General features: G+C 47.2%; 11 protein-coding genes and 1 pseudogene. 8 read left to right on the top strand and 4 right to left on the bottom strand.

What is annotated here, in order from left to right:
- Positions 1-184: 184 nt before the first annotated feature.
- Complete coding sequence (locus tag NYE38_RS17305) at positions 185-1,255, top strand: DUF3810 domain-containing protein (RefSeq protein WP_017418827.1); 1,071 nt, start codon at positions 185-187, stop codon at positions 1,253-1,255.
- Positions 1,256-1,497: 242 nt separating this feature from the next.
- On the opposite strand, the gene NYE38_RS17300 is transcribed toward NYE38_RS17305, so the two are convergent.
- From NYE38_RS17300 to NYE38_RS17290, 3 genes are all read right to left on the bottom strand, one after another.
- Positions 1,498-2,835, bottom strand: a complete 1,338-nt coding sequence (locus NYE38_RS17300; protein WP_014418990.1) for an MFS transporter — start codon at positions 2,833-2,835, stop codon at positions 1,498-1,500.
- On the bottom strand, positions 2,808-3,431 hold the full coding sequence (locus NYE38_RS17295; protein WP_203229932.1) for a TetR/AcrR family transcriptional regulator: 624 nt from the start codon (positions 3,429-3,431) through the stop codon (positions 2,808-2,810). The genes NYE38_RS17300 and NYE38_RS17295 overlap by 28 nt, the downstream gene beginning before the upstream one ends.
- Positions 3,432-3,502: 71 nt before the next feature.
- Complete coding sequence (locus tag NYE38_RS17290) at positions 3,503-6,004, bottom strand: PEP/pyruvate-binding domain-containing protein (RefSeq protein WP_065180516.1); 2,502 nt, start codon at positions 6,002-6,004, stop codon at positions 3,503-3,505.
- A 300-nt stretch (positions 6,005-6,304) separates the two neighbouring features.
- On the opposite strand from NYE38_RS17290, the gene NYE38_RS17285 reads away from it, so the two are divergent.
- The 3 genes from NYE38_RS17285 to uvrA all read left to right on the top strand — a co-directional run bounded on the left by NYE38_RS17285 (position 6,305) and on the right by uvrA (position 11,583).
- Positions 6,305-6,541 (top strand): CsbA family protein, encoded by a 237-nt coding sequence (locus tag NYE38_RS17285; protein WP_003151438.1) that lies wholly within the window; start codon positions 6,305-6,307, stop codon positions 6,539-6,541.
- Positions 6,542-6,716: 175 nt separating this feature from the next.
- The gene (uvrB, locus tag NYE38_RS17280; RefSeq protein ID WP_003151439.1) at positions 6,717-8,702 is read left to right on the top strand and encodes an excinuclease ABC subunit UvrB; all 1,986 of its coding nucleotides are present in this window, start codon (positions 6,717-6,719) and stop codon (positions 8,700-8,702) included.
- Between the two features lie 7 nt (positions 8,703-8,709).
- Positions 8,710-11,583: an excinuclease ABC subunit UvrA gene (gene uvrA, locus NYE38_RS17275; RefSeq protein ID WP_017418831.1), complete on the top strand. Its 2,874-nt coding sequence runs from the start codon at positions 8,710-8,712 to the stop codon at positions 11,581-11,583.
- A gap of 48 nt (positions 11,584-11,631) precedes the next feature.
- Here the strand turns inward: uvrA and NYE38_RS17270 are convergent, their stop codons facing one another.
- Positions 11,632-11,871, bottom strand: a complete 240-nt coding sequence (locus tag NYE38_RS17270) for a hypothetical protein (protein ID WP_003151443.1) — start codon at positions 11,869-11,871, stop codon at positions 11,632-11,634.
- 197 nt (positions 11,872-12,068) lie between these two features.
- Here NYE38_RS17270 and NYE38_RS17265 point away from each other — a divergent pair.
- The 4 genes and pseudogenes from NYE38_RS17265 (at position 12,069) to NYE38_RS17250 (ending at position 14,075) form a co-directional block, all read left to right on the top strand.
- Positions 12,069-12,394: pseudogene (locus NYE38_RS17265) on the top strand (hypothetical protein).
- Between the two features lie 24 nt (positions 12,395-12,418).
- Positions 12,419-13,516 carry a DUF4097 domain-containing protein gene (locus NYE38_RS17260; protein ID WP_104842857.1) on the top strand — a complete coding sequence of 366 codons (1,098 nt, stop codon included), beginning with the start codon at positions 12,419-12,421 and terminating at the stop codon, positions 13,514-13,516.
- A gap of 4 nt (positions 13,517-13,520) precedes the next feature.
- Complete coding sequence (locus tag NYE38_RS17255) at positions 13,521-13,715, top strand: PspC domain-containing protein (RefSeq protein WP_014418985.1); 195 nt, start codon at positions 13,521-13,523, stop codon at positions 13,713-13,715.
- Entirely contained in the window at positions 13,716-14,075 is a 360-nt protein-coding gene (locus NYE38_RS17250) for a phage holin family protein (protein WP_014418984.1), read from the top strand.
- Positions 14,076-14,129 lie beyond the last annotated feature (54 nt).

Here is a 14,129-nt window from a genome sequence, read left to right as displayed (position 1 = left end):
TTATTTTGAAATAATAAAAAAATAAATGAAGGAGAGGTATGGCTTATTGGAAAGGTTATTGCTAACTCCAAAACCTTTAGAAGATGAATCTTTAGCAGGATATATATTAAGAATAACTGATTATAATCGTTATGTTGGATAGGGGGAGTACATTATAAAAAAGCTTTTACTTAAGAGATTACCGTTGATTTCACTTGGAGTTATAGCTTACATACTGACAATATACGCGCAGAACCATCAGGATTGGGCGGAAAAATACAGTAGGTCTGTATATCCGTTATTGTCAAAAATAGTAGGATTTGTACCTTCTTGGGTCAAGTTTTCTGTTAGTGAATGGCTCGTCGTGTTGGTTGTGTTACTTTTTCTATTTTATATCGTTTATTATGTGCGCAAGGTTATCACGAGTAAAGGTGTACGTAGGATGGTAGTTTATCGTGGTGCTCTAGGAATCGTTACGATCTGTAGCGTGATATATTTTTGTTATACTATTTTGGGTGGAATAAACTATTACAGATATTCTTTTTTGTCTTATACCGAATATAAAGAAGAGAACTACAGCAAGGAGGAACTGGTCAAATTGAGTAAGTCGCTTGCCGTTGAAATGGGATTGGCAAGGGAAAAGTTAGCGGACACTGATCTTTTGGCTCAAGTACCGGAGGTTTTTGATTATTATGCACAACACGCAGTGTTCTCGATGCAAATGTTATCAAAGGAATATCCTATTTTGGAGCATTCTTTATACTCAACACCAAAACCAGTTGTGATGTCAAAGCTAATGTCGCATGCAGGGATAAATGGTATCTTTGTCCCTTTTACTTATGAATCCAATATCAATGTTAATGTGCCCGTTTTCTTGGTGCCTGCTACTATGGCACATGAATTGGCACATCAGAGTGGTTTCATGCATGAGGATGAGGCAAATTTTATAGCATATCTGGCATGTAAGCAGCAGGATGATCCAATGATACTTTACAGTGGTTTATTTCTGGCATTTGATTATTCTATATCTGAGCTAAAGAAAGTGGATCCAGATCAGGCGTCTGATATAATGTCCAGTCTGTCCAAGGCGGTGCAGCATGATATAGAACAAAATGAGCAGTACCGGGATAAGTATGAGGGTGTTATTTCAAGTATTTCAAGAAATGTAAATGATGTATATCTGAAGGCAAATAATCAGACAGACGGTATGAATAGCTATAGTGATATGGTGAATTTGTTGCTTGCAGAGCAGCGAGAGATAGAGAAGTACAATTAAATGTATCTTGAATACTTATAGGTTTATATAGTAATGATAGTGGGCTCAAGTTGAACATAGGAGTGAGTGAAATAAATAAAATAAAAGACGGCGGCCGGGCTTTTTTCACGGCCGGATTACGATGTCAGCGCCGAACTTGATCGGAACTCTCAGCCATTTACATTCCCCTTTTCTCTTGTAAATAAAAAGATTCTAAAACTAGAAAAGGTTCCGGAAAGCAGATGCTTACGGAACCTTTTTCGTTATGCCGAATGGCTTTTTTTCGTCTGAACGGTTTCCCTGGACTTGATACCAAGTGATACGAACAAGCCGATCACAGATACGCCGATCAATATCATAAACAGAATGTGAAATCCGGAGATTAAACCGATCAGTGCTGAAGAAATAATGCTTCCGAAATAACGGAAGGTGGAAAAAATCCCGGATGCGATGCCGGACATGCCCGGTTCTACCGTCGCAAGAGAAGATACCTGCATGCTCGTCAGCCCCGCACCTGACGCGATGCCTCCTACAATAAGCGATGCCATAAGAAACGGAACGGAATGGGAATAAACCAAAAGCAGAAATAAGAGATTGGCTACGGCCATCAGCCCGAAGGACAGAAAAATCATTCTTCGCGCGCCCCATTTCTGATGCAGCTGAGCTCCGCCCCAGTTGCTGGCGGACATGAAAACAGAAAAGACTGACAGCGCCATGCCGCTGTGCGACGTATTCATGCTGAAGTGGCCGGTCATAAAGAGCGGCATAATCAATAACACGGCGTACATCATTAAATTGCTTAACAGGACCGACAGATTGGCGCTCGTAAAGGTCGTGTTTTTAAACAGGTCAAAATCAATAATCGGATGTTTCGTGCGCAGCTCCCGCCTGAAAAATAGCGGAACAAATATGAGAATGAGCAGCGCGTACACCCAATAGCCCAAAGAGCTTTCATTTTTCGTCAGAAGAATAATAGATACAATGCTTCCGGCAAGCAAAACGGACCCGATGATATCAAGCGGAGCGTCAGACGTTTCTTCTTTATATTTAGGAAACATCACTAATGCCGTCACGAGTGCGATCGCAAGAAACGGAATGTTGACCCAAAAGATCGAATGCCAGCTGAAGCTCTCAATTAAAAGAGAGCCGATAAACGGACCGAGAGCCGCGCCCAGACCGGCACCGAGGCCGAAAAAGCCGAATACTTTCGGAAGCCGTTTTTCAGACACGACATGGCGGATGATGGCGATGCTGTTTGGCGTAAGCAAAGCGCCGCCGGCAGCCTGAAGCGCCCGGAAGAAAATCAATAAGAAAAGACTTGGCGAGAGGGCGCACCCCAATGATGCGATGAGAAAAAGGCCGACGCCCCATAAATACATTTTTTTGTTTCCGTACATATCACCGAGTTTGCCGGCAATGGGCTGTGTCACGGCCATTACGATTAAATACACGGTCACTACCCATGTGATGCTGGCAATTGATTCGCTGAATGAGCGGGAAATGGACGAAAGGGCGACTGCGATCATCGTAGAATTGATGGGAACGAGTATGGCTCCCAGCAAAAGCGAAACGATCAGCGCCCATTCTTTCTTTGAACCCATCCTTCATCCTCCTTGGAGCCGGAAAGTGACCGGCCGGTAATGCCTTTCATGAAAATCTCAGTGCTGTGTTTCAGCATCGTTTCCTCAGAGAGAGTAATGACTCTTTTCCCCAGCTGCAGCCGGTGTATAAAATAACCGAAAATCATCGTCATAAAGACGTCTGCATTAGCTTCTTCGCTGCCGGGGCTTATCATATTTTTCTTTGTCAGCTCCTTAAAGTAAACGATTAAATGCTTTTTCACGGATTGCGGATATACGACAATATCCTGCAGGACGTCTTCGAATAGTTCCGGTTCGCGCAGGCAGATGCGGAACACTTCTTTTTTTTGTTCCAATTGTTGCAGAAGGGTCGCGGCGAAATGAAGAAGATCCTCATACAGATCGCCTTCCGCCTTGGTGATCATGCTTTCCGGAGCCGGCGTCTGCTGTTCAATCATGGCTTTCATTAATCCTTGTTTGTTTTTAAAATTACGGAAAATCGTTGCTTCGCTTACTTTTGCTTTTTCTGCGATTTCTTTTGTTGTCGCTGCGCGGTATCCTTTTTGGATGATCAGATTCATCGCGGCGTCAATAATTCTCTTGTTCGTCGTTCTCAACATGTTTCACCTCGCGTAAATACTGGCAGGACAAGTATACACCCGCCCTGCCCGTCAATAAAGAGGGAAACCTAGCATGAAGCGCGTTTGACAATCGTAATCTTGCCGTTTGTCCCGTCCACCGTGACGATATCTCCGTCGTTGAGCCTGTCAGTCGCGGCACGTGTGCCGAGAACGGCCGGGAGCCCGTATTCTCTCGCGATGATCGCCGCATGTGACAGGATGCCGCCCGTGTCCGTAATGACGGCCTTTGCATCCTGGAACAGACTGGTCCACAGCGGTGTCGTCATTTTGCAGACAAGCACGTCTCCTGTTGAAAAACGGGAAAATTCACTTGCGTCACGAATGACTTTCACCGGGCCGCTTGCGATTCCGCTTGACGCCGCAAGTCCGTAAATTTGATGTTCAGTGTTTTTTTCATCTTCTGTGATGGAGCCGGTAATCTGTTCAGCCGTTTTCAGCTGTTCCGAAGTCGGAGTCCCGAGATAAGCGGGGGCTTCAAGCAATTGATATTGCTGGAAGAGCTGTTTTCGTTCAGCGGCTTTTTCCTGCATCGGAACCGGCGACACCAGCGCTTTCTCGACTTCATCGCTGTATAAGTACCACATATCCTCCCGATCATCGATTACGCCTTGTTTTTGAAGCAGCTCGCCGATTTTCAGAAGGCAAAGGCGCGCTTTGGCGTCCAGCATCGCATCAATATAAAAATGGTGATCATCTTTGATGACGGATGAAGACAATGTCCACTGATAATAGCGGTCAAACGTCTCCCGGAAGCCGTCATCTTCAATTCTATCCATAAAGTCGGCGTAGAGCTGTTTTCGTTTTTCTATCGTTTTATGAAACTCACTGTCAAAATCGTATCCGTTCCGGACATAGTTCTGAATGTTGGCCAAAGCGAAATAAGGGTTTTCCGCCCAAGTTTCTTCAATGAGATCATGACTTTTCACGGATCTCCAGCCGTATTCCTGTAAAAATTGACCGACTTGTTCGAGAAAGCGTTTTCCCTCATTTGATTGCAGAAGCGTCTGATGCAGCTCATCGGCATGAGAAACCGTAAAGACGCGCCGCAGCTCAGGGCTGTCTTTTACTTGTCCGGAAAGCAGCCAGAGCTGTCTGTCGGTCTCCAATGACTTATTCATGACGCCAGCCAGCATTTCGTACAGAAGGGAGGTGTTTTCTTTCTCAACCTGTCCGTACATGGATTCCAGTATCATGTTTAACGCAACCTGCGGAAAGACAATATTGAAATGTTCTGCGTATCCTTTTAAATAGAAGTCTTGCAGGTTTCGGAACGCATCAAGGGCAGTCTCCGGCGTATGGTCTGTATGCGCCAGTTCGTCCAGCTTTTGATAAAAAGGCAGAAAGGTTTCCTGAATAATATCGTACATGCGGTCAGCCAAGACGGGGAAAAGCGCTTCTAATTGTTCTGCGGGCAGCTTGTCGTCCGTCTTATGCTGTCTGGAAAAAACACGGCCCTGATGAAGTTTGACACGCTCGATTTCGATGCCCATTACTGGGAATGCCTTTGTGCTCTCTTTGAGGCCGTATTCCAAAGCCGGCACAATGAGTGAGGCGAATAACGGGCTGACGGGGCCTTCAATATTGGCCTCCATATTGAGCCAAAAATCTTTCTGATCCCGGGGCGTCATGATAAATTCCCGTTCTTCGTCTGCCGCCTTCTGATCCTGCACGATCGTTGTAATCGGCCTGGCCTGAAGCAGATACAGCTTATTTTCGGCAAATCCGAATTCGAGATCCACGGGATAACCGTACAGTTCTTCCGTCTTTATCGTCAGCATGGCAAGCTCTTTGATGCTCTCGTCATCAAGGCAGAAGCGGTTTCTCATGTCAGCGGTCGTCTCTTTTTCCGTCACGCCTTCGTCTTTAGAAACGATATACATTTCTTTTAAGCCGATTTCTTTTTCAATCTGAAATGTGTCTTTATTGACGATAAATGTGTCGGGCGTCACGCTTCCGGAGACGATTGCTTCTCCGAGACCGTAGCTCGCGCTGATCATCAGCTCTCCGTCATCATGTGTGACGGGGTTGCGGCTGAAAATGACTCCTGAAACCTCGGAATTGATGAGACCTTGCACGACAACACCCATTAACGGTTCTGCGGTGTCATTGTTCATTTTCTCTTTATAACCGCTGACCCGCGCCGAGAAGAAGGAAGCCCAGCATTCTTTCACTTTTCCGAGAAACTCTTCTTCTGTTTTGATATTTAAATAGGTTTCGTACTGGCCAGCGAAAGAAGCGCCTTCAAGATCTTCAGACGCGGAGGAGGAACGTACGGCGACAGAGGCGTATGTTTCTCTCAATTCATAAAACGAAGCGGTCAGTTCCTCCCGAAGCTCTTTTGAAAACGTGCCGTTCATAATGGCGCGCTCCATCTGTTCCTGATCTGCTTGAAGCCCGTTGTCTTCCATAAAACGTGTCAGGGCATTCGTCTGAATGATGAAACCGCCGGGAACGGGCAGCCCGTTTTTCGTCAGTTTAATCAGGTTCATTCCTTTTGCTCCTGCAGAGCGGCTCGATTCTTCCGCTTTTTGAAATCGCACTGAATACATGCGGTATGACCCCCTTTTTTTCCTCATCCAAGAAAATGATAGTAAACACTATCATTACATTGTAAAGAGGGAGGAAGAAACTGTCAAAGATACAAAGACCTAAACCTTCTCATCCTTTCGGCTGAAGAAAGGTAATTCGATTCATCTGGTTAATGGTTCAATGGATTTATATTCACAATTTTTTTGACAGATGATTGAAGACTGCTGAAAAAGGGTATTGTGATAGCAGGGGAATGATTGTCCGATTCTTCATTTTTTACTATAATCAGATGAGATGAAGAATTCCCGAGGAGGGTTTTTGTGATTACAAAAGCCGTTTTTGCATTATGTTTCCCTTTTATGCTGGTCGTCCTTTTTACGCGCGTCACGTTTAACCACTATGTGGCGATCGCTCTCACAGCCGCACTGCTTTTCGCATCCTATTTAAAGGGTTACACCGAAACGTATTTTATCGTTGGATTGGATGTCGTATCGCTGGTGGCCGGAGGGCTGTACATGGCCAAAAAAGAAGCAGACAAAAAGAAAGACAATGCCTGACATGGTGAATATGAAATAGAATGCCTGCTTTTACGCCATAAAAGCAGGTTTTTTATACAAAAATTGACTTGGTAAAAACAAACCATCGAACTTTAGTTCGTATTTTTAGTGATTTTGCCCGTCATTGTGTTACTATATCAATAGGAAGATTTCGTAAAGAAACGGAGGCTTTTTTGTGAAAGATCGTTTTGAGTTAGTCTCGAAATATCAGCCCCAGGGAGATCAGCCGCAAGCGATTGAGAAGCTTGTCAAAGGCATACAGGAAGGCAGAAAACACCAGACTCTCCTGGGTGCGACAGGGACGGGCAAAACCTTTACCGTGTCCAATCTGATTAAAGAAGTGAATAAACCGACACTGGTCATTGCCCATAACAAAACCCTTGCCGGACAGCTGTACAGCGAGTTTAAGGAGTTTTTCCCGAACAACGCTGTCGAATATTTTGTCAGCTATTACGATTACTATCAGCCGGAGGCGTACGTGCCTCAAACGGATACTTTTATAGAGAAAGACGCAAGCATTAATGATGAAATTGATAAACTGAGACACTCCGCGACATCCTCTCTGTTTGAACGGAGAGATGTCATTATTATCGCGAGTGTGTCATGCATATACGGTCTCGGTTCGCCTGAAGAATACCGGGAAATGGTTGTGTCGCTCAGACCGGAAATGGAGATTGAGCGGAACGAGCTGCTGAGAAAGCTTGTGGATATCCAGTATGCCCGCAATGATATCGACTTTCAGCGCGGGACGTTCCGCGTGCGCGGAGACGTTGTGGAAATCTTCCCGGCTTCCCGTGACGAACATTGTATCAGAGTGGAATTTTTCGGAGATGAAATTGAGCGGATCAGAGAGGTCGACGCTTTGACCGGAGAAATTCTCGGCGACCGTGACCATGTCGCGATTTTCCCGGCTTCCCACTTCGTCACCCGGGCGGAAAAGATGGAAAAAGCGATTCTGAATATTGAACAGGAGCTTGAGGAGCGCTTGAAAGTGATGCACGAAAACGGCAAGCTCCTTGAAGCGCAGCGGCTTGAGCAGCGGACGAGATATGATCTTGAAATGATGCGGGAAATGGGTTTTTGCTCAGGGATCGAGAACTATTCAAGACATTTGACGCTCCGACCGCCGGGCTCTACGCCGTATACGCTGCTTGATTATTTTCCGGATGATTTTATGATTGTCGTTGATGAATCACATGTGACGATTCCGCAGGTGCGCGGCATGTTCAACGGTGACCAGGCGAGAAAACAGGTGCTTGTCGATCACGGGTTCCGCCTGCCGTCAGCGCTTGACAACCGTCCGCTCCGATTCGAGGAATTTGAGAAACATATGCACAATATCGTGTACGTGTCGGCGACTCCGGGACCGTATGAAATTGAGCATACGCCGGAAATGATCGAGCAGATCATCAGACCGACGGGACTCCTCGATCCTCTCATTGACGTCCGGCCGATCGAAGGACAGATTGATGATCTGATCGGCGAGATACAGGCGAGGATTGAACGGAATGAACGCGTTCTCGTGACGACTTTAACGAAAAAAATGTCAGAGGATCTGACCGATTATCTCAAGGAAATCGGCATCAAGGTCAATTATCTGCATTCCGAGATTAAGACGCTTGAACGGATTGAAATCATCCGTGACCTCCGCCTCGGAAAACATGATGTGTTAATCGGCATCAACCTGCTGAGGGAAGGGCTTGATATTCCGGAAGTGTCACTTGTCGCCATTCTCGATGCGGATAAAGAAGGCTTTCTCCGTTCTGAGCGTTCGCTGATTCAGACGATCGGACGGGCGGCACGAAACGCGGAAGGCCGCGTCATCATGTATGCCGATAAAATCACGAATTCGATGGAAATCGCGATTAATGAAACGAAGCGCCGCCGGGAACAGCAGGAGCGCTTTAACGAAATTCACGGCATTACGCCGCAAACGATCAATAAGGAAATCCGCGATGTGATCCGCGCGACGCAGGCCGCTGAGGATAAAGAAGAATATAAAACAAAAGCCGCGCCTAAACTGGCGAAGATGACGAAGAAAGAACGCCAGAAAGTCGTTGAGCAAATGGAGCACGAAATGAAAGAAGCGGCCAGAGCGCTTGATTTCGAGCGGGCGGCAGAGCTTCGTGATTTACTGTTAGAGCTTAAAGCGGAAGGATGATGAACACATGGCAATTGACCGGATCGAGGTGAAAGGCGCAAGGGCGCACAATTTAAAAAACATTGATGTAACGATTCCGCGGGATCAGCTCGTCGTCGTGACGGGGCTGTCCGGATCGGGAAAATCATCCCTTGCCTTTGACACCATTTACGCGGAAGGACAGAGGCGGTATGTTGAATCGCTTTCTGCCTATGCGCGCCAATTTTTAGGGCAGATGGATAAGCCGGACGTTGATGCGATCGAAGGGCTTTCTCCGGCGATCAGCATTGACCAGAAAACAACAAGCCGCAATCCGCGGTCAACCGTCGGAACGGTAACGGAGATTTATGATTATCTCCGGCTGCTGTACGCGAGAGTCGGGAAGCCGCACTGCCCGGAGCACGGCATTGAAATTACGTCGCAAACGATTGAACAGATGGTTGACCGGATTCTTGAATATCCGGAGCGGACGAAGCTTCAAGTGCTTGCGCCGATCATCTCAGGCAGAAAAGGCGCCCATGTCAAAGTGCTTGACCAAATCAGAAAGCAAGGTTACGTAAGGGTGCGGATTGACGGAGAAATGGCCGAGCTTTCCGACGATATTGAACTTGAAAAAAACAAAAAGCATTCCATTGAAGTAGTCATTGACCGGATTGTCGTCAAGGAAGGGGTTGCCGCCCGGCTTTCCGACTCACTGGAAACCGCGCTCCGCTTAGGGGAAGGCCGTGTCATGATAGATATCATCGGTCAGGAGGAGCTGATGTTCAGCGAGCATCATGCCTGTCCGCTGTGCGGTTTTTCTATCGGGGAGCTTGAACCCCGGCTGTTTTCGTTTAACAGCCCGTTCGGCGCCTGCCCGACTTGCGACGGTCTCGGCTTGAAGCTGGAAGTGGACCCTGAGCTCGTCATTCCCAATCCTGAACTGTCGTTAAAGGAACACGCCATCGCGCCGTGGACGCCGATCAGTTCACAATATTATCCGCAGCTTCTTCAGGCGGTCTGCCGCCATTACGGCATTGATATGGAGACTCCGGTCAAAGACCTGCCGAAGCATCAGCTTGATAAAGTGCTGTACGGCAGCGGCAATGAACGGATCTACTTTAAATACGAGAATGATTTCGGACAAGTGCGCGAAAATGAAATTGAATTTGAAGGTGTGTTGCGCAATATTGAGAGACGGTATAAAGAGACAAGCTCCGATTATATCCGTGAACAGATGGAGCAGTACATGTCACAGAAGCCGTGCCCGACGTGCAAAGGCTACCGGCTGAAGAAAGAAGCGCTTGCCGTTTTGGTCAACGGGCGCCATATCGGGACCATTACCGAGCTTTCCGTCGGCGATGCGCTGGAATTTTTCAAAAACCTGACGCTGTCTGAGAAAGATATGCAGATTGCCGATTTAATCTTAAGAGAGATTGTGGAGCGGCTCAGCTTTTTAGATAAAGTCGGTCTTGATTACCTGACGCTGAGCAGGGCGGCGGGAACGCTGTCAGGCGGAGAAGCCCAGCGTATCAGGCTTGCGACGCAGATCGGCTCCCGTTTGTCAGGCGTCCTGTACATTCTTGATGAGCCGTCCATCGGCCTTCACCAGCGTGACAATGACCGTCTGATCAGCGCGCTGAAAAACATGAGGGATCTCGGCAACACACTGATTGTCGTGGAGCATGATGAAGATACGATGATGGCTGCCGATTATTTGATAGATATCGGTCCGGGCGCCGGCATTCACGGCGGCCGCGTCATATCGGCGGGGACGCCTGAAGAAGTGATGAATGATGCGGATTCTCTGACCGGACGTTATTTGTCAGGGGCTCAATTCATCCCGATGCCTCCGGAGAGAAGAAAGCCTGATGGCCGGTACATTGAAATCAAAGGCGCTTCAGAAAACAACCTGAAAAAAGCGAACGCCAAATTCCCGCTCGGCACTTTTACGGCGGTGACAGGTGTGTCCGGTTCCGGAAAAAGCACGCTTGTGAATGAAATTCTGCATAAGGCGCTTGCGCAAAAGCTTCATAAAGCCAAAGCGAAACCGGGAAGCCATAAAGAAATCAAAGGCCTTGACCATCTTGATAAGGTGATCGACATCGACCAGGCGCCGATCGGCCGGACACCGAGATCAAATCCGGCAACTTACACGGGTGTGTTTGATGATATCCGCGATGTATTCGCGCAGACAAATGAAGCAAAGGTGCGCGGCTATAAAAAAGGCCGGTTCAGTTTTAATGTAAAAGGCGGGCGCTGTGAGGCCTGCCGCGGCGACGGCATCATCAAAATTGAGATGCACTTCCTTCCTGACGTGTACGTTCCGTGTGAAGTATGCCACGGCAAACGTTACAACCGGGAGACGCTGGAGGTCACATACAAAGGAAAAAGCATTTCCGACGTTCTGGATATGACGGTGGAAGATGCTCTGTCTTTCTTTGAAAATATCCCGAAAATCAAACGCAAGCTTCAAACGCTTGCTGATGTCGGACTCGGGTATGTGACGCTCGGCCAGCCGGCGACGACGCTGTCAGGGGGAGAAGCGCAGCGCGTCAAGCTCGCTTCCGAGCTGCATAAGCGTTCCACCGGCCGGACGCTGTATATTCTGGACGAACCGACGACAGGCCTCCACGTTGATGATATCGCAAGGCTTTTAGTTGTGCTTCAAAGACTCGTCGATAACGGAGATACCGTTTTGGTCATTGAACATAATCTCGATATCATTAAAACGGCGGACTACATCGTCGATCTGGGACCTGAAGGCGGAGCGGGCGGCGGCACGATTGTAGCCTCCGGGACGCCTGAAGAAGTTGTCGAAGTGAAAGAATCATATACAGGCCGCTATCTGAAACCGGTAATGGAACGTGATAGAAAACGGATGAAAACATTGCTGGCCGAAAAAGAAACGGCAGCCACGTAATAGATCAATAAAAACAGCCCAAAACTCATCGGTTTTGGGCTGTTGTTGTTACAGGCTTTTTTTCTGTTGGGGAAGCTGTCTGCTTAAATGCATTAAGTCCTGCAGAATATGGGTGCTGCTGCTGTCCAGCAGCACTTTTATATATTGGATATCATGGGAAATGGGAAGAGGGGCTGCTTTGATCTGTTCCAATTCAGCCAGCATTTCGCTGTTCATTCTTTTCTGTTCGCGAATTAAATTTCGAAGACTCTCTTCCGTTACTTGGGCGTTTTCGGGATCTTTCTCCATTTGTATGTCCTCCTTGCATACGGTCAGGCTTTGTTACATATTGTAATCGGTTCGGGGAAAAGATTCTATAGTGAAATCTCTGAAATCAAAAATTACGTATAACGAAGCATGTCCTTAGCATGAAAATGAAACCCGCCCATTCGTCATACGTATGTATAAGGAAGGGTTTTTACATTACGGCACAGGGAGTGTTTTTATTGAACCGAAATCAAGCGATTATCGCATCAATCTGTTATTTCAGCGTGTTTCTCGCGCCGCTCATTCTTCCGATTGTGGCTTACTTTGTCGTCGATGAAAAAGAGACGAGCGGCATGCCATGCGCGCTCTGATTTCCCATATCATTCCGTTTGCGGGATTGCTGATTGTGACCGCGGGTGTTGGCGGCGGATTGATTACGGCTCAAGGGGAGAGTATGGTGCCCGTTTTTGTTATGATAACAGGAGCAGCTGTTTATTTTCTGATCCTCATCGGAATGGTCATTTGGAATATCGTGCAGGGAATTAAGGTGTTACGCCAGGTGTAAGAAAAGTCGGGGGAGGAGTTTTGTATGAAACAGGAGAAAGAACGGATTTTAAAGCTTGTGGAAGACGGCATGCTGACGGCGCAGGAAGCACTGACGCTCATTGAAAAACTGGATCATGAATATAAAGAAAAAGAAGAGCAGATCACCGCATTATCTGCGGAGGTCCAGGAACCTGCGGAAGATTTCGAAAGCGGGGCAAAAGGAAGCCAAAAGCCGTCGCTCGGGGCGAAGCTGTTCGACTGGATTGATTCTGCCGTCAAAAAAGTGAAGGAAGCGGATCTTGATCTGAATTTCGGCCACGCACACGAAGTGCAGCATATTTTTCAATTTAAAGACAGTGAATTCTCGGCCATTGATATGCAGATCGCAAACGGCAGCGTCAATATCGTGCCGTGGGCGGATGAAGATATCAGAGCGGAGTGCCAGGCGAAAGTGTACCGGGCGGACAGTCAGGAGGCGGCGCGCACCGCATTTCTTCAGCACATTGAGTGTGAAGTGAAGGGCAATAAGTTTTTTGTCCGCACAGAAAAGAAAACGATGAAAACCAATGTGACGCTTTATGTTCCTCAGAAAGAGTACGATAAGATAAGAGTGAAGCTGTTTAACGGACCGATCAGAGGGGAACATTTACATGTAAAAGAATTCTCAGCGAAAACGACAAACGGCGTTCTGTCATTCTCTCATTTGACGGCTGAGAAAGCGTCGGCGGAAACGGCTAACGGACAAATCAAGCTGGCCGGACACCAATGCGGCACGATTGAAGCGGAAACGATCAACGGCTTGATTGATTTGCGCGGATCGAGTGAATCCATTGACGTCCAAAGTTTTAACGGCAATATCATGCTTACCGTGACTGCGCCGCATTGCCGCTCCATCTACACGAAAACGACTACCGGAAACGTGGAAATCGCCCTGCCTGATGACGCGGCGGTGAAAGCGGAGCTGAAAAGCAATCTCGGCTCTCTCAGCCATGAGCTGATTGATGCGGAGATTTTAAAGGAAAAGAATGATACCATTCAAAAAGAACTGATGCTGGCATCAAATCAAGGCCATGATCAGCATCTCTCGATTTTCTCAGAATCGTTAACAGGAGCCATTAAGCTCAAGCATACTCAGAGGTGATTGGATGAAAAGACTTTACCGTTCAGAAAAAAATCGTAAAATTGCCGGCGTCGTCGGCGGTTTGGCGGAGTACATCAATATGGATGCGTCGCTTTTGCGCATTATCACCGTTGTATTAGCGCTTGTCATGCCGGGAATCGTGCCGATTGTATATATTATCTGGTGTTTTGTTGTACCTTTAGAAGGAGATTTGAAATAAATGATCAAATGGGCAGTCAGCATTTTAGTAAATGCGTTATTATTAATCGTTATCGCGGGATATTTTGATTCCGTCCATATCAGCAGTATCGGAGCGGCTGTCATCGCCAGTGTGATTCTTTCTGTGTTAAATGTGCTGATCAAACCGATCATCGTCATATTGACATTGCCCGTCACGGTTGTGACCCTCGGCCTCTTTCTGTTTGTCATCAACGCCATTACGTTAATGATGACCGCAGCCTTGATGGGAGACAGCTTTCAGATTGACGGGTTCGGCACCGCCATTTGGGCATCCGTCGTGCTGTCCGTTTTCCACTTGCTGATTCAAAAAGGCATATTGGAGCCGCTTAGAAAAGGGTAAAAAACGAGCTGTCCCGAGAGGGCAGCTTTTTTATGTGCGGTTTACATAAGCGGC

It is taken from the genome of Bacillus sp. EU63 (assembly GCF_038592915.1).
Taxonomy (GTDB): domain Bacteria; phylum Bacillota; class Bacilli; order Bacillales; family Bacillaceae; genus Bacillus; species Bacillus velezensis.
Note: the sequence above shows the minus strand (reverse complement) of the source record. Positions and strands in the feature narration are given on the sequence as shown.

Bases quoted from the DNA above. Each gene is read 5' to 3' on its own strand.
- NYE38_RS17300 (WP_014418990.1), bottom strand. From the start codon at position 2,835: ATGGGTTCAAAGAAAGAATGGGCGCTGATCGTTTCGCTTTTGCTGGGA.
- NYE38_RS17270 (WP_003151443.1), bottom strand. From the start codon at position 11,871: ATGGAGAAAGATCCCGAAAACGCCCAAGTAACGGAAGAGAGTCTTCGA.
- NYE38_RS17255 (WP_014418985.1), top strand. From the start codon at position 13,521: ATGAAAAGACTTTACCGTTCAGAAAAAAATCGTAAAATTGCCGGCGTC.
- NYE38_RS17250 (WP_014418984.1), top strand. From the start codon at position 13,716: ATGATCAAATGGGCAGTCAGCATTTTAGTAAATGCGTTATTATTAATC.
- NYE38_RS17260 (WP_104842857.1), top strand. From the start codon at position 12,419: ATGAAACAGGAGAAAGAACGGATTTTAAAGCTTGTGGAAGACGGCATG.
- NYE38_RS17290 (WP_065180516.1), bottom strand. From the start codon at position 6,004: ATGTATTCAGTGCGATTTCAAAAAGCGGAAGAATCGAGCCGCTCTGCA.
- uvrA (WP_017418831.1), top strand. From the start codon at position 8,710: ATGGCAATTGACCGGATCGAGGTGAAAGGCGCAAGGGCGCACAATTTA.